This window comes from Stenotrophomonas sp. S49 (assembly GCF_016624905.1).
In the GTDB taxonomy this organism is placed as follows: Bacteria; Pseudomonadota; Gammaproteobacteria; order Xanthomonadales; family Xanthomonadaceae; genus Stenotrophomonas.
Window position 1 is genome coordinate 1 of sequence record NZ_JACVUD010000085.1, and the last position, 19475, is coordinate 19475.

General features: G+C 67.0%; 16 protein-coding genes. 5 read left to right on the forward strand and 11 right to left on the reverse strand.

Annotated features, from left to right (window positions below; translation table 11 throughout):
• The first annotated feature begins 247 nt into the window (after positions 1–247).
• From IAE58_RS15950 to pgaD, 5 genes are all read left to right on the forward strand, one after another.
• Positions 248–1453: an MFS transporter gene (locus tag IAE58_RS15950; protein WP_199934192.1), complete on the forward strand. Its 1206-nt coding sequence runs from the start codon at positions 248–250 to the stop codon at positions 1451–1453.
• Between the two features lie 337 nt (positions 1454–1790).
• Positions 1791–3830 (forward strand): poly-beta-1,6 N-acetyl-D-glucosamine export porin PgaA, encoded by a 2040-nt coding sequence (gene pgaA / locus IAE58_RS15955; protein WP_199934191.1) that lies wholly within the window; start codon positions 1791–1793, stop codon positions 3828–3830.
• A 10-nt stretch (positions 3831–3840) separates the two neighbouring features.
• Entirely contained in the window at positions 3841–5730 is a 1890-nt protein-coding gene (pgaB, locus tag IAE58_RS15960; protein WP_199934193.1) for a poly-beta-1,6-N-acetyl-D-glucosamine N-deacetylase PgaB, read from the forward strand.
• Position 5731: 1 nt separating this feature from the next.
• Complete coding sequence (gene pgaC, locus IAE58_RS15965; protein WP_108750122.1) at positions 5732–6985, forward strand: poly-beta-1,6-N-acetyl-D-glucosamine synthase; 1254 nt, start codon at positions 5732–5734, stop codon at positions 6983–6985.
• Complete coding sequence (gene pgaD / locus IAE58_RS15970) at positions 6982–7473, forward strand: poly-beta-1,6-N-acetyl-D-glucosamine biosynthesis protein PgaD (protein WP_199934190.1); 492 nt, start codon at positions 6982–6984, stop codon at positions 7471–7473. The genes pgaC and pgaD overlap by 4 nt, the downstream gene beginning before the upstream one ends.
• Positions 7474–8077: 604 nt before the next feature.
• Here the strand turns inward: pgaD and IAE58_RS15975 are convergent.
• The 11 genes from IAE58_RS15975 to IAE58_RS16025 all read right to left on the reverse strand — a co-directional run bounded on the left by IAE58_RS15975 (position 8078) and on the right by IAE58_RS16025 (position 19379).
• Positions 8078–9346, reverse strand: coding sequence for a glutamate-5-semialdehyde dehydrogenase (locus IAE58_RS15975; RefSeq protein WP_199934189.1), 1269 nt, complete (start codon positions 9344–9346; stop codon positions 8078–8080).
• Positions 9343–10500, reverse strand: a complete 1158-nt coding sequence (proB, locus tag IAE58_RS15980) for a glutamate 5-kinase (protein WP_199934188.1) — start codon at positions 10498–10500, stop codon at positions 9343–9345. Before proB ends, IAE58_RS15975 begins: the two co-directional genes overlap by 4 nt.
• A gap of 10 nt (positions 10501–10510) precedes the next feature.
• A complete protein-coding gene (locus tag IAE58_RS15985; protein WP_199934187.1) occupies positions 10511–10774 on the reverse strand; it encodes a YciI family protein in 264 nt (87 codons plus the stop codon).
• Positions 10774–12069 carry an argininosuccinate lyase gene (gene argH / locus IAE58_RS15990; RefSeq protein ID WP_108756672.1) on the reverse strand — a complete coding sequence of 432 codons (1296 nt, stop codon included), beginning with the start codon at positions 12067–12069 and terminating at the stop codon, positions 10774–10776. The genes IAE58_RS15985 and argH overlap by 1 nt, the downstream gene beginning before the upstream one ends.
• Positions 12070–12089: 20 nt before the next feature.
• Positions 12090–13043: an N-acetyl-gamma-glutamyl-phosphate reductase gene (gene argC / locus IAE58_RS15995; RefSeq protein ID WP_199934186.1), complete on the reverse strand. Its 954-nt coding sequence runs from the start codon at positions 13041–13043 to the stop codon at positions 12090–12092.
• Entirely contained in the window at positions 13040–13642 is a 603-nt protein-coding gene (locus IAE58_RS16000; RefSeq protein ID WP_199934185.1) for a GNAT family protein, read from the reverse strand. The genes argC and IAE58_RS16000 overlap by 4 nt, the downstream gene beginning before the upstream one ends.
• 3 nt (positions 13643–13645) lie before the next feature.
• The gene (locus IAE58_RS16005) at positions 13646–14974 is read right to left on the reverse strand and encodes an acetylglutamate kinase (RefSeq protein WP_108756675.1); all 1329 of its coding nucleotides are present in this window, start codon (positions 14972–14974) and stop codon (positions 13646–13648) included.
• A 24-nt stretch (positions 14975–14998) separates the two neighbouring features.
• Positions 14999–16087, reverse strand: a complete 1089-nt coding sequence (locus IAE58_RS16010; RefSeq protein WP_199934184.1) for an acetylornithine deacetylase — start codon at positions 16085–16087, stop codon at positions 14999–15001.
• 137 nt (positions 16088–16224) lie between these two features.
• On the reverse strand, positions 16225–17421 hold the full coding sequence (locus tag IAE58_RS16015; protein WP_164275604.1) for an argininosuccinate synthase: 1197 nt from the start codon (positions 17419–17421) through the stop codon (positions 16225–16227).
• A 64-nt stretch (positions 17422–17485) separates the two neighbouring features.
• On the reverse strand, positions 17486–18496 hold the full coding sequence (locus IAE58_RS16020) for an N-acetylornithine carbamoyltransferase (protein WP_199934183.1): 1011 nt from the start codon (positions 18494–18496) through the stop codon (positions 17486–17488).
• A 319-nt stretch (positions 18497–18815) separates the two neighbouring features.
• Complete coding sequence (locus IAE58_RS16025) at positions 18816–19379, reverse strand: hypothetical protein (protein WP_199934182.1); 564 nt, start codon at positions 19377–19379, stop codon at positions 18816–18818.
• Positions 19380–19475: the final 96 nt, after the last annotated feature.

A 19475-nucleotide genomic window follows, 5' to 3' on the forward strand; every position in this document is an offset into this window, starting at 1 on the left:
ACGTTCGGGACGTAGAGGTCGCAGGTTCGAATCCTGTCTCCCCGACCACTTCGGTGGTCAGCAAGAAGCCTGGAAGACGACAGTCCTCCGGGTTTTTTTGTATCTGAAATCGGCGCCCCGCCCGCGTGGCGGCCGCAATGCCGCGGCCACGTACAATGGCCCCCTGCCCCCACCTGTCGCACCGGCCCGGTCCGGTGCCGCCGCTGCACGCCCATGTTCCCGCGTGCGCCACCTGCAAGGATTCCGCATGACCACCGCCTCCCACGACTCGCCCTCACTGCTGCACGGGCGGCTGCTCGCCTTCGCTGCCATCCTGCTGGCGGCAGTGAACCTGCGCACTGCTGTCACCTCCATCACTCCGCTGCTGGACGTGCTGGGCCAGCACTTCGGTTTCGGCACCACCATGACCGGCGTACTGGGCATGCTGCCGACCGCCTCGTTCGCCCTGTTCGGCGTGGCCACCCCGGCCCTGGCCCGGCGCCTGGGGCTGGAACGCACCACCCTGCTGGCCATGACCCTGGCCATGGCCGGCCTGCTGCTGCGCTCCAGCGCCGGCAACGTCGGCACCCTGCTGCTGGGTTCGGTGATGGCACTGGCCGGCATGGGCATCGGCAACGTGGTGGTACCGCCGCTGGTGAAGCGCTACTTCGCCAACAAGGTGGGCACCATGAGCACGCTGTACATCAGCATGCTGCAGCTGGGCACCATGCTGCCGGCGCTGCTGGCGGTGCCGGTGGCGCAGGCGGCCGGCTGGCGCGTGTCGCTGGGCATGTGGGCGCTGCTGGCCCTGGCCGCCGCCCTGCCGTGGCTGATGCTGGCCCGACGCGCGCCGCACGCGCAGCTGGCGGCCAACGATCCCAGCGCGCAGCCGCACGGCAAGGTCTGGCGCACGTCGCTGGGCTGGAGCATGTCGCTGATGTTCGGCATGACCTCGCTGATGACCTATTCGATGTTCACCTGGCTGCCGCGCATCGTGGTGGAAGCCGGCGCCACGCCGGCCTTCGGCGGGGTGATGGTGGCCGTGTTCTCGGCGCTGGGGCTGCTGCCGTCGCTGGTCATCCCGTCGCTGGCGGTGCGCCTGCAGAACCCGTTCCCGCTGGTGCTGATCGGCTTCTTCTCGTTCGTGATCGCCTTTGCCGGCCTGCTGCTGGCGCCGATGAAGGCGCCCCTGCTGTGGGCCGCCCTGCTGGGCGTGGGCCCGTCCACCTTCCCGCTGGCACTGACCCTGATCAACCTGCGTACGCGCACCGCCACCGGCTCGGCGGCGCTGTCCGGGTTCATGCAGGGCGTGGGTTACAGCTTCAGCTGCCTGGGGCCGTTCCTGGTTGGCTGGCTGCATACGGTCAGCAACGGCTGGGGCCTGCCGTTCGGTTTCCTGTTCGGCTGCGCCACGGTGATGCTGTGCGCGTCCTGGGTGGCGTGCAAGCCGCGCCGCCTGGAAGATCTGTGGTGATCCAGGCCACCTTCCCCCGCGCGTCTACACACCGCTTCGGCGCGAACTGACGTAGCGTGTCCAAAGCTGACGCGGGGCGCGCCCAGGTCCATTGGCCGGGGCGCGCTCACCGTGCCTGCGCACCGAGTCGCTGCGGCGGCCGGTTCAACGTGATTTCGCAGTCCAAACCTTTGGCGGAAGGGGCGGTGCGATGGAAATGGCCTGTATCCGGTGGCGGTTGCGTGTAGAGGGAACAGCGAGGCTCTGGCCTCCCTGGGACGTGTCGGCTAAAGTTGGCATGTGATGTGCGTCACACTTTTTGCACATCGTCTAAGAATGGATGCTGAAGGGGGAATTCATGGTAGTTCACCGACCGCTGGCGCTCTGCGTCGGCCTGGCCTGCGCCGCTCTGGCGTCCGGGGCCCACGCGGCGCCGCCGCCCACCCAGGCCACCCGTGCCGATCGGCTGGCTGAAATCGGCCATTACCGTGACCAGGCCCACTGGGTTGATGCGCTGGCCGCCATCGAGCGCGCGCAGCAGGTCGAACCCAACGATGACCTGCTGTACAAGCTGCAGGTGCTCACCCTGGGCGACATCGGCAATGCGCACCGCGCCTGGCGCCTGTACCAGGCACGGCCGCAGTTGTTCGATGCCGACCAGAAGGCCCGGCTGGAAGCGAACTACGTGGCCAAGCTGGTGAACTGGAGCCTGGCCTACGGCCAGACCGAAGATTCGCGCCTGGACGAGGCCGAGGACGCGCTGGCTGAAATGGAGCAGTACGCGCAGCGCGACGGCACGCCGCTGGCGCAGGCCCCCCTGCGCATCCGCATGGACCGGCTGATCCTGCTCAACCGCCTGTCACGGCACGCACAGGTGCGCGATGAAGCGCGCGCCCTGCAGGCCGAAGGCCATGCCCTGCCCGACTATGTGCTGCCGGCGGTGGGCGATTCGATGATGGCCACCCAGCACCCCGACGAAGCCATTCCGCTGCTGGAAGCGGCGGTGAAGAACGATCCGTCGCGCTTCCAGTCGCGCTCTGAACTGTCCTACGCCTACCTGGAAACCGAGCAGGCAGAAAAGGCCATCGGCTACCTGCTGGCGTGGCAGAAGGACGAACCGGCATGGCGCTGGGGCGGCGGCAAGAGCCCGTACGCCAACTGGGCGCGCTACGAGGCCGACGTGGACCTGGCGATGATCCGCGCCTACAGCGGCGACCTGCCCACCGCGCAGCGCGAACTGGAAGCCCTGGTGGACGTGGGCCCGGGCAATGGCGGCCTGCAGACCGCACTGGGCAGCGTGTACCAGATGCGCGGCTGGCCGCGGCGTTCGCTGGAACGCCACCGGATGGCCTACACCCTGGACCCGCGCGACGTCTCGCCGCGGCTGGGCATGCACGAGGCCTACGTGCAGCTGCAGCGCGACGATCTGGCGCGGCCGCTGCACGACGATCTGCTGGAACGCTACCCCAACCAGCCCTCGGTGCTGCGCATGGACCGCGACTGGCGCGCACACCGCGGCTGGCAGCTGCAGGCCACCGTTGAAGGCGGCCGCAGCTCGGGCGGCGGCGGCACCTCGCCGCTGGGCAACGACGACCTGCATTACGGCATGGAAGTGGCCACGCCGATCCTGGACGACCGCTGGCGCCTGTTCGCCTTCGCCGACCGCCGTTCTGTCACCTTCCAGGACCAGAAGATCAACCCGCTGTGGATGGGTGCCGGCGTGCGCTACCGGTTCGGTCGCGCCGACGCCGAAGCCGCCGTGCTTCGTCCCAACGACAGCATCGGCGACACCGGCCTGCGCGGTGGCTTCGGCTGGCAGTTCAACGACCAGTGGCATGCCGGCGTCACCGCCGCGCGCAACGATCCGGAAGCCTCGATGCAGGCCCGCGTCTCGGGCATCACCGCCGACAGCGTGGCCGTGGCCGTGGACTACACCCGTAACGAGCGCACCCACTGGAGCCTGGGCGGCAGCCAGTTCCGCTACGACGATGGCAACCGCCGCGACACCCTGACCAGCGCCATCGAGCAGCGCCTGCTGACCCGCCCGCGCCTGCTGATCGATGGCCTGGGCAGCGTCTACACCAGCCGTGGCAGCCAGGACGACGCACCGTACTTCAACCCCTCGCGCGACCGCTCGGTGGAGATCGGCCTGCGCATCGACCAGCAGCTGTGGCGCCACTACGAGCGCCACTTCCGCCACCGCCTGACGGTGTCGCTGGGCGACTACTGGCAGGAAGGCTATGGCAGCGCACTGATTCCCAGCGTGGCCTACCGCCACGAATGGCAGTTCAGCCAGGGGCGCATCCTGGAATACGGGGTGAGCTGGTCGCGGCCGGTCTACGACGGCCAACGTGAACGTCATATCGGCTTCGATGCCGCGCTGCGCTGGGGAGAGTGAGATGGAACGGATGCTTCGCTACCTGATGACCACCGTGCTGTTGGGCCTGCTGGCCCTGGCACTGCCGGCCGCGGCCCAGCAGCCCACCGAGCTGGATGCCAGCGACAACGGCCTGCTGATCCTGAGCTACCACGACATCCGCGATGACGTGCGCGAAAAGGCCGACGCCGACGCCTACGCGGTCAGCACGCAGAACTTCGCCGCACACCTGGACTGGCTGTCGGCGCATGGCTACCACCCGATCTCGCTGTCGCAGCTGATCAAGGCCTCGCGCGGGGAAGCCACGCTGCCGCCGCGGCCGGTGCTGCTGACCTTCGATGACGGCCTGCGCAGCGTCTACACGCGCGTGTACCCCCTGCTGCGTGCCTACAACTACCCGGCGCTGGTGGCGGTGATCACCGATTACGTGGACATGGCACCGGGCCGCACCATCGACTACGGCTACCGCCCGTTCGGCCATGACGATTTCCTGACCTGGACACAGCTGCGCGAGATGCAGTCCAGTGGGCTGATCGAACTGGCCAGCCACACCGACAACCTGCACCACGGCGTGCAGTCCAACCCGCAGGGCAACCAGACCCCGGCGGTGATCACCCGTGTGTACGACCCCAAGGCGCAGCGCTACGAAACCGCGCAGCAGTACGAACAGCGCCTGCGTGCCGACCTGGGCCGCAGCGTGCAGCTGATCAGGAAAGAGCTGGGGGTGACGCCGAAGGCGATCGTCTGGCCGTACGCAGCCTACAACCAGCTGAGCAACGATATTGCCGAGCAGCTGGGCATGCCGGTGTCGTTCGACCTGGAAGGCCGCAGCACGCCGGTGACCCGCGACCTGCACGGCCTGGCACGCCTGCTGGTGACCAACAATCCGAACACCGCCTCGCTGGCCTTTGAACTGCGCCGCAATGTCAGCCTGGACGGCACACGCGCGCTGCAGATCGACATGGATTCGGTGTACGACGCCAACCCCGCGCAGCAGGCGCGCAACCTGGATGCGCTGATCGAGCGCGTAAAGAAGGTCGGCCCGACCCACGTCTACCTGCAGGCCTTCGCCGATCCGGACGGCAACAACACCGCCGATGCGCTGTACTTCCCCAACCGCCACCTGCCGATGCGTGCGGACCTGTTCAACCGCGTGGCCTGGCAGCTGAAGACCCGCGCCGGGGTGAAGGTGTATGCGTGGCTGCCGGTACTGGGCTACGAACTGCCCGACGCCGCACAGCGCACCGCGCTGGGTATCGCCAGCCCCGAACACGATGGCATGTACCGGTTGGACTTCACCAAGCCGCAGGCGCGGCAGATCATCAAGGACATCTACGAAGACCTGGCCATCAATTCATACTTCGAAGGCCTGCTGTTCCATGACGATGCCTATGTGCGCGACACCGAACTGGCGCAGCTGCCGCAGGAAGGCGCCGATGGCGGCCGCACCCAGGCACTGATCGACTTCACCCTGGAACTGCGTGACAGCGCGCAGCGCTGGCGGCCGAAGCTGGGCACGGTGCGCAACCTGTACGCCCAGCCGGTGCTGGAACCGCAGAGCGCCACCTGGTTCGCCCAGCGCCTGGACCTGTTCAACAAGGCCTACGACCGCACTGCGCTGATGGCGATGCCGTGGATGGAAGGCAGCCGCCACCCCGAGCGCTGGCTGGACCGCTTGGTCACCGCCGTTCGCGCGCACGACCCGGACCTGAAGCACACCATGTTCGAACTGCAGACCGTGGACTGGCGCACCCAGACGCCGATCAGCGGCCAGCGCCTGCGCGCCCAGGTGCGCCGCCTGCAGGCACAGGGTGTACGCCACTTCGCGTGGTACCCGGACGATTTCATTGCCGACAAGCCGTCGACCGTGGACGCGCGCGCCGCGATGTCTGCGCGCAACTTCCCGTACCCGGAGAAGTGACATGGACATGAGCCCCTGGCTGTATGCCCTGTTCCAGTTCGCCTTCTTCTACCCGATGGTGATGGCGTTCTTCTGGATGTCCGGTGGCCTGTACTACTTCTTCCGCCGCGAACGGAAGTCGCGGCCGCGCAACGATCCGCCACCGATGGCCGAATACCCGTTCGCCACGCTGCTGATTCCCTGCCACAACGAATCGGACAACCTGGACGACACCATCGGCGCGGCGCTGGCCCAGCGCTACCCGGATTTCGAAGTGATCGCCATCAACGATGGCAGCCGCGATGACACCGGCGCGCGCCTGGATGCACTGGCCGCACAGCACCCGCGCCTGCGCGTGGTGCACCTGGACCGCAACCTGGGCAAGGCCAATGCGCTGCGCATGGGCGCGCTGGCCGCGCGTTCGGAATACCTGGTCTGCATCGATGGCGATGCAATGCTGGAAGAGTTCGCCATGCACTGGATGGTCTGGCACCTGACCAGCGGCCCGCGCGTGGGCGCGGTGACCGGCAATCCGCGCATCCGCAACCGTTCCACCCTGCTGGGACGCCTGCAGGTGGCCGAGTTCTCTTCGATCATCGGCATGATCAAGCGCGCCCAGCGCGTGTACGGGCGCATCTTCACCGTGTCCGGGGTGATCGCCGCGTTCCGCCGCACCGCCCTGCACCGCATCGGCTACTGGGCCGACGACATGGTGACCGAGGACATCGACATCAGCTGGCGCCTGCAGCTGGACCACTGGGACATCCGTTACGAGCCCAACGCGCTGTGCTTCATCCTGATGCCCGAAACCCTGAAGGGTCTATGGCGGCAGCGCCTGCGCTGGGCCCAGGGTGGCGTGGAAGTGCTGCTGCGGCATGGCACTTCCTTGTTCAGCTGGCGCAAGCGGCGCATGTGGGGGGTGTTGCTGGAGTACATCCTGAGCGTGTTCTGGGCGTACACCATGTTGCTGATCGTGGTGCTGTGGGCGCTGGGCAAGTTCGTTCCACTGCCGGCCCCGCTGTACATCGATACGCTGCTGCCGCAGTGGCACGGCGTGATCCTGGCGCTGGTCTGCCTGCTGCAGTTCGCCAGCAGCCTGATCATCGACCGTCGTTACGAAACACACATTGGACGCAACTACTTCTGGGTCATCTGGTACCCGATGGCGTACTGGTTGATCAGCCTGTTCACCACTCTGGTGGCGCTGCCGAAGACGCTGTTCAAGCGCCGCGGCAAGCGCGCCACCTGGGTCAGCCCTGACCGGGGGATCCGATGAGCACCGTACGTGGCACCACCACCAAGAAACCGTCCAACCGCTTCGATTCGCGGTTGATCCAGAAGCCTCGCCAGCAGCCGCGCCTGCAGCGCACGGCCTGGGGCTTCGTCACCCTGGCCTTCTGGGGCTTCTACTTCTACCTGTGGGCACCGCTGGTCACGCTGATCTCGTGGCTGCTCGGCGGGCAGATGGCCTTCGTGCAGTTGTACCAGCACAAACAGCACCTGGACCCGTTCGTGATGATCGCGCTGCCAATCATCCTGGTGTGCTGCGCGCTGCTGCTGATCGCCTGGGCCGAGTACAACCGCTACCGTTTCGCCGGCAAGGAACGGCGCGCGCCGCGGGTGGATTCGAGCCGGGCGGAGATCGCCCACTCGCTGGGTGCCAGCGATGCACTGGCCGATCTGCTGGTGAATGCCAAGGCGGTGACGCTGCACATGGATGACAGCGCACGCCCGGTGGGCCTGACGCGGGAGCCGCTGGTGTAAGGGGTGGGTGTTTTGGCAGGGCTTGCAGCCCTGCACCTGCAGAGGCAGGAGCAAACAGCGGGCATTCCGTGGGATGGCGGGGCACTGTGGGTTTGCGGGGACGCCGTAAACCCGTCCATGGGGGCTTGGTCGCCGCATCCATGCCCGCAAACCCACAGTGCCCCGCCTTCGATAGGTTCACGCGGCTGTTGGCAACGGCGGCTGTGGGTGGGTGCCGTCCGTTGGTCGGCACATCTGTCAGATATCAAATTTCATCTGTGATCCGACCCCGTGCCGACCAACGGTCGGCACCTACCAACGCAGAACGCCGCTCCGACAGATCGCGAAAATCTGTCAGAGGTGGGTCGGTGTCGGAATGCGGGGTGTCAGCCGCATGGATGCGGCTGCCAAGCCCACAGGGGTGAGGGCGCTTTGCTTGCGAAGCACTGCTTCGCAAGCGCCCGAACGCACAGCCGCCAGCGGCTGGGCCGGGCCCCGGAGGGGGACTTGCGGCGTCCCCGCATTCCGACACCGCCCCGCCAATCCAAGGAATGCGCGCTCTTGACGTTGACGTTGACGTTGAAGTGCAGCAGGTGCAGGGCTGCAGGCCCTGCCGCAAAAAACTCTATCGGGTCTGCCCTTCGCCACGTACGACGAACCGTTCCACGGTCAGCGCTTCCAACCCCATCGGGCCATACGCGTGCAGGCGCGTGGTGGAAATGCCGATCTCGCTGCCCAGCCCCAGCTGGCCACCATCGGAAAAACGCGAGGACGCGTTGACCATCACCACCGCCGAACGCAGCGCGTTGACAAAGCGCTCGGCATTGCCGGCGTCTTCGGTCGCAATCACTTCGGTATGGTCGGAGGTATACGTGCGAATGTGGGCGATTGCCGCATCCAGGTCATCGACCACGCCCACCGCCAGCACCAGATCGAGGAACTCGGCAGCGAAATCCTCGTCCGTAGCGGCCGTGCTGCCCGGAAGCAACGGCTGCGCGCGCGCGTCGGCACGCAGCTCCACCCCGCGCTCGCCCAGCGCCTGCGCCGCGCGCGGCAGGAACGCCTCAACCACGTCGCGGTGCACCAGCAGCGTTTCCAGCGAATTGCAGGCCGCCGGGCGGCTGCACTTGCCATCCACCAGCAGCGCAACGGCCTTGTCCAGATCAGCGCTGACATCCACGAACAGATGGCAGACACCCTTGTAGTGCTTGATGACCGGAACCCGTGCGTGTTCGGCAACGAAGCGGATCAGGCCTTCACCGCCACGCGGAATGGCCAGGTCGATCAGCTCGTGCAGTTGCAGCAGTTCCAGCATGGCCTCGCGGCGCAGATCGGTCAGCACGGTCACCGCCGCCGGCGGCACGCCGTTGGCCTTCAGTGCACCGGCCAGGGCCTGGGCGATGGCGGTGTTGGAATGGATCGCCTCGGAACCACCGCGCAGGATCACCCCGTTGCCGGCCTTCAGGCACAGCGCAGCGGCCTCTGCGGTCACGTTCGGGCGTGCCTCGTAGATCATCGCGATCACGCCCAGCGGCACGCGCACCTTCTGCACGCGGATACCGTTGGGGCGCACATCGTCGCGGGTTACCTGCCCCACCGGATCGGGCAGCGCAGCCACGTCGCGTACCGCTTCGGCCATGCCGAACAGCCGCGCCGGGTCCAACGCCAGGCGGTCCAGCATCGCCGCGCCCACGCCTTTTTCCCTCGCTGCTGCCAGATCGCGTGCGTTGCCGGCCAGGATCAGGCCGGCGTTCGCTTCCAGTGCCTGTGCCATGGACAGCAGCAGCGCACGGCGCGCCGCACTGTCCAGCCCGGCAACCACCGTGGCCGCATCACGGCAGGCCCGCGCCTGCGCTTCGATTTCACTCATGGAGATGTCCTGCAGTTCGTTCATGGCAGCACCAGATCGTCGCGATGCACGACCGTGCCACCGTAGTTGTAGCCGAGCACGGCCTGGATGTCGCGCGTGTGGCGGCCGGCGATGCGGCGCACATCGTCGGCGGCGTACTGGCTGACCCCGCGCGCCACGCAGACCCGCCCCGCGTCACTGTTCCAGCACACCTGCACCATGTCACCGCGACGGAACGCGCCGTCGGCGCCGGTAATGCCGCCGGGCAACAGCGAAGCGCCCTTCTCGCGCATGGCCTGCGCAGCACCGGCATCGACCAGGATCGCGCCCTCGGCCAGCGGCGCATGCCGCAGCCAATGCTTGCGCGCCGCTTCACGGCTGCGGGCGGCGTGGATGCGCGTGCCAAACAGCCGATCGCGGGTCAGCGCGCGCACCACGTCACCGCTGCGACCGTTGAACAGGTAGGTTTCAATGCCGAACCGGCCGGCCTTGGCAGCGGCTTCCAGCTTGGTCCGCATGCCACCGGTACCGGCACGCGAGCCTGCACCGCCGGCCATGGCCAGCACGGCATCGCTCAACTCGGCAACGTCGTGCAGCGGCTGCGCGTCGGCGACCGTGCGCGGGTCGGCGCTGAACAGCCCGTCGATGTCGGTGGCGATGAACAGCGCATCGGCATCGACCAGCGCGGCCACCGTGGCGGCCAGGTTGTCGTTGTCGCCAAGCTTGAGTTCGTCGACCGAAACGGTGTCGTTCTCGTTCACCACCGGCAATGCCCCCAGCCGCAGCAGCTCGTTCAGCGTTGCGCGCGCATTGAGGTAGCGGCGGCGGTTGCGCAGGTCGTCGTGGGTCAGCAGCACCTGCGCCACCGGCCGTTCGAAGAAGCGCTGCCATAGGCCGATCAGCTGCGCCTGGCCCAGTGCGGCCAGCGCCTGGCGGGCAGCCATTGCGGCGCCGGGTTCATCCACGCGCGGCAGGATCGCGCGCCCCGCTGCTACAGCGCCGGAGGAGACGATCACCACTTCGCGGCCGGCCAGCACATGGGCCGACACGAACTGGGCCAGGCCCAGCGCATGGCGCGGCGACAGCCCGCCACCATCGGCGGCCAGCAGACTGCTGCCCACCTTCAGCACCGCACGCCGCCACGGCGGCAGCGCTTGTTCGGGGAACGGCGAGGCGACGTGGGCGACGGGGTGTGTCATCAGCGGGATCTCAGCGGGTACGCCATTCGTGCACGGTCAACTGCGAGGCCTGCATCGTCACCAGCGGATCGGTGGCGACGATGGCCTGGGCCTGCGCCAGGCTGTCCACGTTGCACAGCACGTAGGCGCCGCCGCTGCCATCGGTGAAGCCACCGGTCAGCTGCAGCTGGCCCTGCTCGCGCAACGCGTCCAGGAAATCCAGGTGCGGCTGCACCGCGGCCTGGGTGAACGTGGGCAGGCGCAGGGCCATGACCAGAAAGACAGTGCCCGCCATCAGGCCAGCGCCAGCCAGCGCGCGCGCAGTTCGTCCAGGCGCAGGTCGGCGGCCGAACCGGGCGACACGCGCGCGGCCAGGCTGCCTTCCGGGGTACGCCCCTGCCCTGCACTGTCAGCGCCGGCAGCGGCGGCCTTGTAGGCCTCACGGAACGGCACACCGGCCACGGCCGCTTCCACCGCAACGTCGGTGGCATACATGCCCGAATCGATGGCTGCACGCAGCTTGTCGTCGCGCCACTCCAGGTTGGCCAGCAGCGCCGGCAGCAGTTCCAGCGCGGCCAGGCCACGACCGAAGCCGTGGAAGATGGCGCCCTTGGACGACTGCAGGTCGCGGTGGTAGCCCGACGGCAGCGACAGCAGCTGCTCGATCTCGGTACGCGCTGCGGCCACGCTTGCGTGGGTGGCGCGCATCAATTCGATCACGTCCGGGTTGCGCTTGTTCGGCATGATCGAGCTGCCGGTGGTGTACTGCGCCGGCAACGCGACGAAACCGAATTCGGCACTGGTGAACAGCGAAAGATCCCAGGCGATGCGGCGCAGGTCCAGCGTGGCGCCGCCCAGCGCTTCCAGCGCGGCCAACTCGAACTTGCCACGCGACAGCTGTGCGTAGATCGGCGACACCTGCATGCGCGCAAAGCCCAGTGCAGCGGTGGTGTGTTCGCGGTCCAGCGGCAGGTTCACGCCATAGCCGGCGGCGGTGCCCAGCGGGTTGGCATCCACCAGTGCATGTGTGTCGCGCGCGCGCACCGCGTTGTCGATGAAGGCTTCGGCCCAACCTGCCCACCACATGCCCGCCGAAGACACCACGGCACGCTGGATGTGGGTGTAGCCGGGAATCGGCAGGTCCTTCTCGGCCTGCGCGCGGTCCAGCGCCACCTTGGCCACCTCGGCGCTGAGATGCGCCACGCGCTGCAGCTTTTCCTTCAGCCACAGGCGGGTGGCCACCAGGATCTGGTCGTTGCGGCTGCGCCCGGTGTGGATCTTGCGCCCGGCATCGCCCAGGCGTTCGGTCAGGCGTGCTTCGATGGCCGAATGCCCGTCTTCGTACTGCGTGTCCAGCACGAAACGGCCAGCGCGGAAGTCCTGCGCCAGCAGGTCCAGTTCGCGCAGCAGGCCGGCCAGTTCGTCGGCACTGAGGATGCCGATGTGCTGCAGGCCTTCGGCGTGCGCGGCGCTGGCGGCGATATCGTGCAGGAAGAACTCACGGTCGAGGATCACGTCATCGCCGGCGAGGAAGGTCTGGATCTGTGCGTCGACCGCGACGCCCGGCTTCTGCCAAAGAAGGTCTGCCATGGGGGCTCCGTAATACGAGTTCAGTGCGGGATCGACGTCAGTTCGTCGATGCCCAGCGCAAGGTTGAGGTTCTGCATGGCCTGGGTGGCCGCACCCTTCAGCAGGTTGTCCAAGGTGGCCACCACCACCACCCGCTTGCCGCCGGGTGCCAGGGTGAAACCACCGACCTGGGCGCCGTGGCGGCCGGCAATGCGGCTGACCCACGGTGCTTCGTCCACCACCTCCACCAGCGGTTCGCCGGCGTAGGCCTGCTGGAAACGCGCGACGATCTGCTCGCGGGTCTGCACCTGGTTCAACCACAGGTTCGCGGTCAGGGTGATGCCACGGAAGTGCGGCGCCACGTGCGGCATGAACTCCACCGCCACGCCCAGCTGCACCGACACTTCGCGCTCATGCACGTGGTTGGTCAGCGCGTACGGCATCAGGTTGTCGGCCAGCAGCTCGACGTTGTTCTTGTCCGACGGCGTGGTGCCGGCGCCGGAGTAGCCGGACACACCGAAGCACTGCGGCGGGCCGGCCAGCAGATCCAGCAGCGGGTGTACGGCCAACTGCATCGCGGTGGCGTAGCAGCCCGGGTTGCTGATGTGCTTCTGGCCGCTGTAACGGCTGCGGGTGAGCTCGGGCAGGCCGTAGTACCAGCCATTGTCGAAGCGGTAGTCGGCCGACAGATCGACGATCACCGTGTCAGGCCTGGTGGCGTCCAGCGCGGCCACGAACGGGGCGGCCAGGCCATTGGGCAGGGCCAGGATCACCGCATCCACGCCCTTGGCGGCCACGGCATCGGCATCCAGGTTTTCGTACTGCAGGTCGCCCTGCACTTCGGGGTGGTGGTCGGCCAGGCGCTGGCCGGCACGCTCGCGCGAAGACACGAAGGCCAGCTTCAAGCGCGGGTGGGCGGCCACCAGCTTGATCAGCTCGGCGCCGGTATGGCCACGGGCACCGACAATGCCCAGGGTGAAAGTCGAATCGTTCATGCGTGTTGGTCCAGGCGGTGCTGCAGGTGGCGCTTCACGCCCTGCCACTCCGCGTCGATGATGGAAAAGATGACAGTGTCACGCGGCGTGCCGTCGGCATGCCGCTTGTGGTTACGCAGCACGCCGTCCTGCTTGGCGCCCAGGCGGGCGATGGCGGCGCGCGAGGCATGGTTGAACCAGCTGGTTTCCAGCACCACGCTGATGCAGCCCATCACCTCAAAGGCGTGCCGCAGCAACAGCAGCTTGGCCTCGGTGTTCACCCCGGTGCGCTGCACGCGCGGCGCATACCAGGTGTACCCCAGGCTGAGCTTGGGAACGTCTGCTTCCAGCCCATAGAAGCGGGTGCTGCCGACGATGGCGCCGGTCGCATCACTAATCACGAACGGCAGCACCTTGCCTTCGGCCTGTGCATCCAGCGCGGCCTGCACGTAGTGCCCTGCCTGCTGCGGCGAAGGCACCTGGGTGTACCAGAGCTGGTCCAGGCCGCTGCCTTCCAGCGCCGCGGCCAGGCCAGGCACGTGCGCACGCTGCAGCGGTTCCAGCAGCACATGCTGGCCGCGCAGGGTGGGGACGTTGTTCCAGGCATCGGCAGGCATCATCGCTCAGCCCTGCAGGCTCGGCGTGCGCTGGGCGCAGTGGTCGACATAGGTCTTGATGCGGTCGATGCCATCGGCGCCGAACCAGAACACCTTCCACTGGTCCTGCTTGTAGCAGCCATCGGATTCGGCGTAATAGAAGTGGTTGATCGGGTTGCCGTGGCGCGAGCGCCAGAACAGCTGCGGGGTTTCGTCCAGCATCACGTTCCACACCGCTCGGCCCAGGCCTTCGCCCTGCGCGTCGTCCAGCACCGCGAACTTGTCCAGGTACACGCCCTCGGCCTCGTCGGTGAGGATGACCGCGGTGCGGTAGTTCTCGCTCACATAGGCGCGCAGCAGGCGGGTCTTCTGGAAGTAGTCGGGCACCAGGGTGCGGCCGAAGCTGGATTCGATCAGCCCCTTCAGGCGTGGCAGGTCCAGCTCGCTCCATTCGGTGGCGCGCAGCACTTTCTCGCCCTTGCGCACCAGCGTGCCCGAGCCCTTGTGGGTGAACAGTTCCTTGGCCAGGTCGGCCGGACGGGTGATCGACACCGACGATTCCAGCGGCAGGCGATCCAGCAGGTCCTTGATCTGTTCGATCTTCACCTTCATGCCGCCGTGGATCCACGGCTGCGCGATCAGGTGGTCGTACTCGGTGGACAGGTTGATCGAATCGATCACCGTGCCCTGCTCGTCCAGCAGGCCGCCGGTACCGGTCAGGAAGATGATCTTGTAGGGCTGCAGTTCCTGCACCAGCTCGTTGGCGGCGAAGTCGGCGTTGACGTTCAGGATCTGCCCACCGGCGGTTTCACCCAGGCTGGTGATGACCGGAATGGAGCCGGCGCGCAGGCTGGCTTCGATCGGCGCCAGGTTCACCTTCTTCACTTCGCCCACCAGACCGTAGGTGTCCAGGTCCAGGTATTCGGCTTCGAACACGCCGCCGGTAATGGACGTGGCACGCGCGCCGTTCTGCTGCAGGGCTTCGACCAGGCGCAGGTTGGACTGCTGGAACACCCGGCGCACGATGGCCAGGGCTTCCGGCGAGGTCACGCGCAGGCCATTGACGGTCTGCTTCTCGATGCCGGCGGCGGACAGTTCCGCATCCAGCTGCGGGCCGGCGCCGTGCAGCACGATCGGGGTCAGGCCTACTTCCTGCAGGAAGGACAGCGAAGAGGTCAGCGCTTCAAGGTCGTCGCGCAGCACGGCACCGCCAACCTTCACCACAGCGAAGCGCTTGGCATCCAACTGCGAAAAGCGCTTGAGGTACTGGCTGATCTCCTTCGCGCTGGCCATGCTGGAAAGCAGGCGCACGATGGTCTGGCGGGTCTGGCGGTGGGGCTGGAGGGCAGGAGACATTTCGGTTTCGTCGGAAAGGAGGAATCAGGCGCCGGCGGCGATGATGCGGTGCACGGCGTCGGTATAGCGCTGCAGCTGGTCCAGCGTCACGAACTCATCGGCGGTATGCGCCTGGGCGATATCGCCCGGGCCAAACACCAGCGTGGTGTAGCCACCGGCTGAGAACAGCGAGGCCTCGGTCCAGAAATCCACCGCGTTGCCGATCGGCAGGTCCAGCGCGTCGGCCACGTCACGCGCCAGCAGGCGGCGGTGCTCGGCTTCGGCGATGTCACCGGCCGGCAGGCTGGGGCCACGAAAGGTTTCGGTGAACACGGCCGCTTCCGGCTCGGCGAAACCGGCGAAGGTGGCCAGCAGCGCATCGATGTCCATCGACGGCAGCGGGCGGAAGCCGAAGCGCACCTCGGCGGCAGGCGCGATCATGTTGGCCTTGATGCCGCCTTCCACGCGGCCGATGTTGAAGCGCAGGCCGGTCAGGCCGCCGAAGCGTGCCGAGGCCAACGATTCCACGTGGTCCAGCGCACGGTTGCCCCAGCGCATGGCCTGGTGCAGCGCACTGGCGGCGGCATCCTGCTTGCCCGAGGCATGGCCGGCGCGGCCGGCGAACTGCATCAGCACCGAGCTGATGCCACGGTGCGCCAGCACCGCCTCGCTCATGGTCGGTTCGGCCACCAGCACCGCTTCATAGGGCAGTCCACGGGCCAGGAACGCGGCGATGCAGCGCGGATCGTTGGCCTCTTCGTCACTGGAGAACAGGAACGCCGCATCGCCATCGCTGGCGTTGGCCGCGGCCACCAGTGCCGCCGCCGCGCCCTTGATGTCGCACACGCCAAGGCCGACCACGCGGTCGTCCGGGCGGCGCATCACGTGCGGATCGGCAGTCCAGTGCGGCGAATCAGGCACGGTATCCAGGTGCACGTTGAACAGGTACTTCGGCGTACCGCGCACCGCGTACAGGCTGACCGCACCGGCACCATGGTCGATCACCTCGACGTTGAAGCCGGGCAGATGGTCGCGCAGGTAATCGAAGATGCCGCCAGTGGTGATCGCACGCGGCGGGTTGCGGGTGTCGAAAGACACCAGGGCCTGCAGATGCGAGATCGTCTGTTCAAGCATGAATCAAAGATCCTGTGGAATTCCGCCGGGCATGGCCCGGCGCTACCGTAATGCGTCTGGTGGAGAGCCCCCTTCTTGTTGAAGGGGGCGCGCCGAAGGCGCAGGGTTAAGGAGAAATGCGTGGGCTCGTGCTCAAGTCAACCGCGGTTGACTTGAGCAAAGAGCGTCGAGCTCATGCCGAACAGCTTGATGAAGCCTTCGGCTTCTTCCACGCCCCAGTCGGCCGACTGCGCGTAGGTGGCGCCCTTGGTGTTGAGCAGGTGCGGCGACTTAACCGCCACCGCGTCAACGCGGCCGCCACGGGTTTCCAGCACCACTTCGCCGTTCACCTTGGCCTGCGAGGACTTCAGGAACGCTTCGATGTCGGTCTTCAGCGGGTCGTGGTAGAAGCCTTCGTACACCAGCTCCACCCACTTGCGCGCCACGTCCGGCTTGAAGCGGTTCTGCTGCTTGGTAAGCACCGCATCTTCCAGCGCGCGGTGTGCGGCCAGCAGCGAAACCAGGCCCGGGGCTTCGAACACGATGCGGCCCTTCAAGCCGATCACGGTGTCGCCGGTGTAGACGCCACGGCCGACGCCGTACGGGGCGAACAGCTTGTTCAGCTGGGCCAGGATCTGGTCGCCCGGCAGGGCCTTGCCGTTCAGTTCGACGGCTTCGCCTTCCACGAACTTCAGGGTGACCGTCAGCGCCTGTTCCGGCCACTCGCTGCGCGGCGAGCACCAGCCACGGGCGCCTTCGCCCGGCGCTTCCCAACGGTCGATCTCGCCGCCGGACATGGTCACGCCCAGCAGGTTCTCGTTGATGGTGTAGGCCTGCTGCTTGGCGCGCACGCCGAAGCCGCGCTCTTCCAGGTACTTCTGTTCGTAGGCGCGGGTCTGGGTGTGTTCCTTCTGGATCTCGCGGATCGGCGCGATGATCTGGTAGTCACCCAGGGCCTTCACGGCCAGGTCGAAGCGGACCTGGTCGTTGCCCATGCCGGTGCAGCCGTGGGCGATGATGTTGGTGCCCAGTTCGGCGGCACGCTTCAGCGCGGCATCGACGATCAGGTAACGGTCGGACACCAGCAGCGGGTACTGGCCCTGGTAGCCTTCGCCGGCCCACACGAACGGCTTGACGAAGCCTTCCCAGATGGCCGGGCCACCGTTGACGGTCACGTGGCTGGTGACGCCCAGTTCGGCGGCGCGCTTTTCGATGAAATCGCGCTCTTCATCATCCACGCCGCCGGTATCGGCGAACACGGTGTGCACGTTGTAGCCGCGCTCCTGCAGGTAGGGCACGCAGAAGCTGGTATCCAGGCCGCCGGAGAAGGCGAGAACGACGTCTTTGTTGCTCATGGGGAGGGTATGTCCTGGTAGCGCCGGGCCGTGCCCGGCGGAAATGATTGAATCGGAAAAAAAATCAGCGCCCGGCAACGGCGGCCATGATCGCCTTCTGCACGTGCAGGCGGTTCTCGGCTTCGTTGATGGCGATGCATTGCGGCGAATCCATCACGCCGTCGGTGGCCTTCACGTTGCGGCGCAGCGGCAGGCAGTGGCTGAACACACCGTTGTTGGTCAGCGCCATCTTGCGTTCGTCCACGATGAAGTGCTTGAACTGGTCGCGGATCGGCTTTTCCGGCTCCCAGTTGCCGAAGAACGGCAGCGCGCCCCAGCTCTTGGCGTACACCACGTCGGCACCGGCGTAGGCGCTGTCGATGTCATGGCTGATCTTCAGCGAACCGCCGCTCTCGGCCACGTTCTGCTCGGCCCAGCCCATGTAGCGGTCGTCCAGGATGTAATCGGCGGTCGGGCACAGCAGGGTCACGTCCATGCCCATGCGGGTGGCGATGGTCAGCGCCGAATTGGCCACCGCGGTGTTCAGCGGCTTGGGGTGGTAGGTCCAGGTCAGCACGTACTTTTTGCCACGCAGGTCCTGCGTACCGAAGTGTTCCTGCAGGGCCATGATGTGGGCCAGCTCCTGGCACGGGTGGGTGATGGTCTCCATGTTGATGACCGGCACCGGCGAGTACTTGGCGAAGCTGTTGAGGACGATGTCCTGGCGGTCGTAGGCCCAGTCCACGAACTTGGGGAACGCGCGCACGGCGATGATGTCGCAGTAACGGCCCAGCACCTTGGCCACTTCGGCGATGTGCTCTTCGGTATCGCCATCCATCACCGTGCCGAGGTTGAACTCGATCGGCCACGCATCCTTGCCCGGCTGCAGCACCACCGCGTGGGCACCGAGCTGGAAGGCGCCCAGTTCGAAGCTGGTACGGGTGCGCATGGACGGGTTGAAGAACACCAGCGCGATCGACTTGCCCTTGAGCTGGTCGCCGATCTTGTTGCGCTTGAACAGCTCGGCCTGGGTCAGCAGGGCGTCAAGCTCGCTGCGGCTCCAGTCCTGGGTGTTCAGGAAGTGCTTGGGGGACATCATCTTTCCTTGCGTGGCGGCGCCGGGCTGCGGCGCGGTGGAAGGGAAAACCGGCAAAAAGGGTGGTGCGAAATGGTTGCAGATGAAGCTTTCAGGACGCGGAAACGAAAAAACCCAGCCGGCGGGCTGGGTTTTTTTCGGACGAACAGCAGAAAGCTCCGGTTACCCAGCGGAAATGTGGGGTTCCGGTCGACGGGCACGCGACGTCATGCCAGTGGCCTGGCGGGCGGCGCTGCTGTCGTGCTGGAAGTCGGTGAGCTTCATGGCCGAACATCTTTGCATGGGCGGGGGGCCTGCGCAAGGGGCAGGCGTCGCAGAATCAGGGCGAAGCGCCAGCGGTCTGGTCGGCGCCCACCCACGGGGTGATCGACACCCGGATCTTCAGCCGGTTGCCGGGGTCTTCCGGCAGCCGCGAGCGGTACTTGGTGCCCTTGTAGACGTAGTCCACGTCATAGGCGATGGGCCGGCGGAACTCACGCCCGACCGGCACGATCTTGCAGTCGCGGGTCAGCATGGGGCCGTTGTTGGCCGGGGCCGGGGTCGGATTCTCGGCGGCCACCTCCTGGGCGGCCTCCTCGTCGCTGCGCTTGAACATCGAGCGCACCGAGTCCCAGAAGCGGCCGATCCGGCCCTTGTCCTCCACCGGCTCCTCGCCGGTCACGTTCACCGGGGCCAGGGTGCGGGTGGACACCGGCTCGCAGTGCTCTTCGGTGCGGGTGGCGCGCAGGGTCTGGAACACCGGCTCGACGTTCAGCACCTGGGCGTAGTCGAACTTCACGTTCTCCACGATCACCACCCGGTTGCGCGGCTCGGCCTCCTGGGCCCGGACCACGAACGGCGCCGCCGACAGGCAGGCCAGGGTCAGCAACGCGGTGGTTTTCATTGGCGACGGAAGGAAGGACACGGCAATAGTGTAGGCAGTGACGACCGCAAGGGGCTGAACATTACCCGTCCGCGCCGCTCCTGCCCACCCCACCCC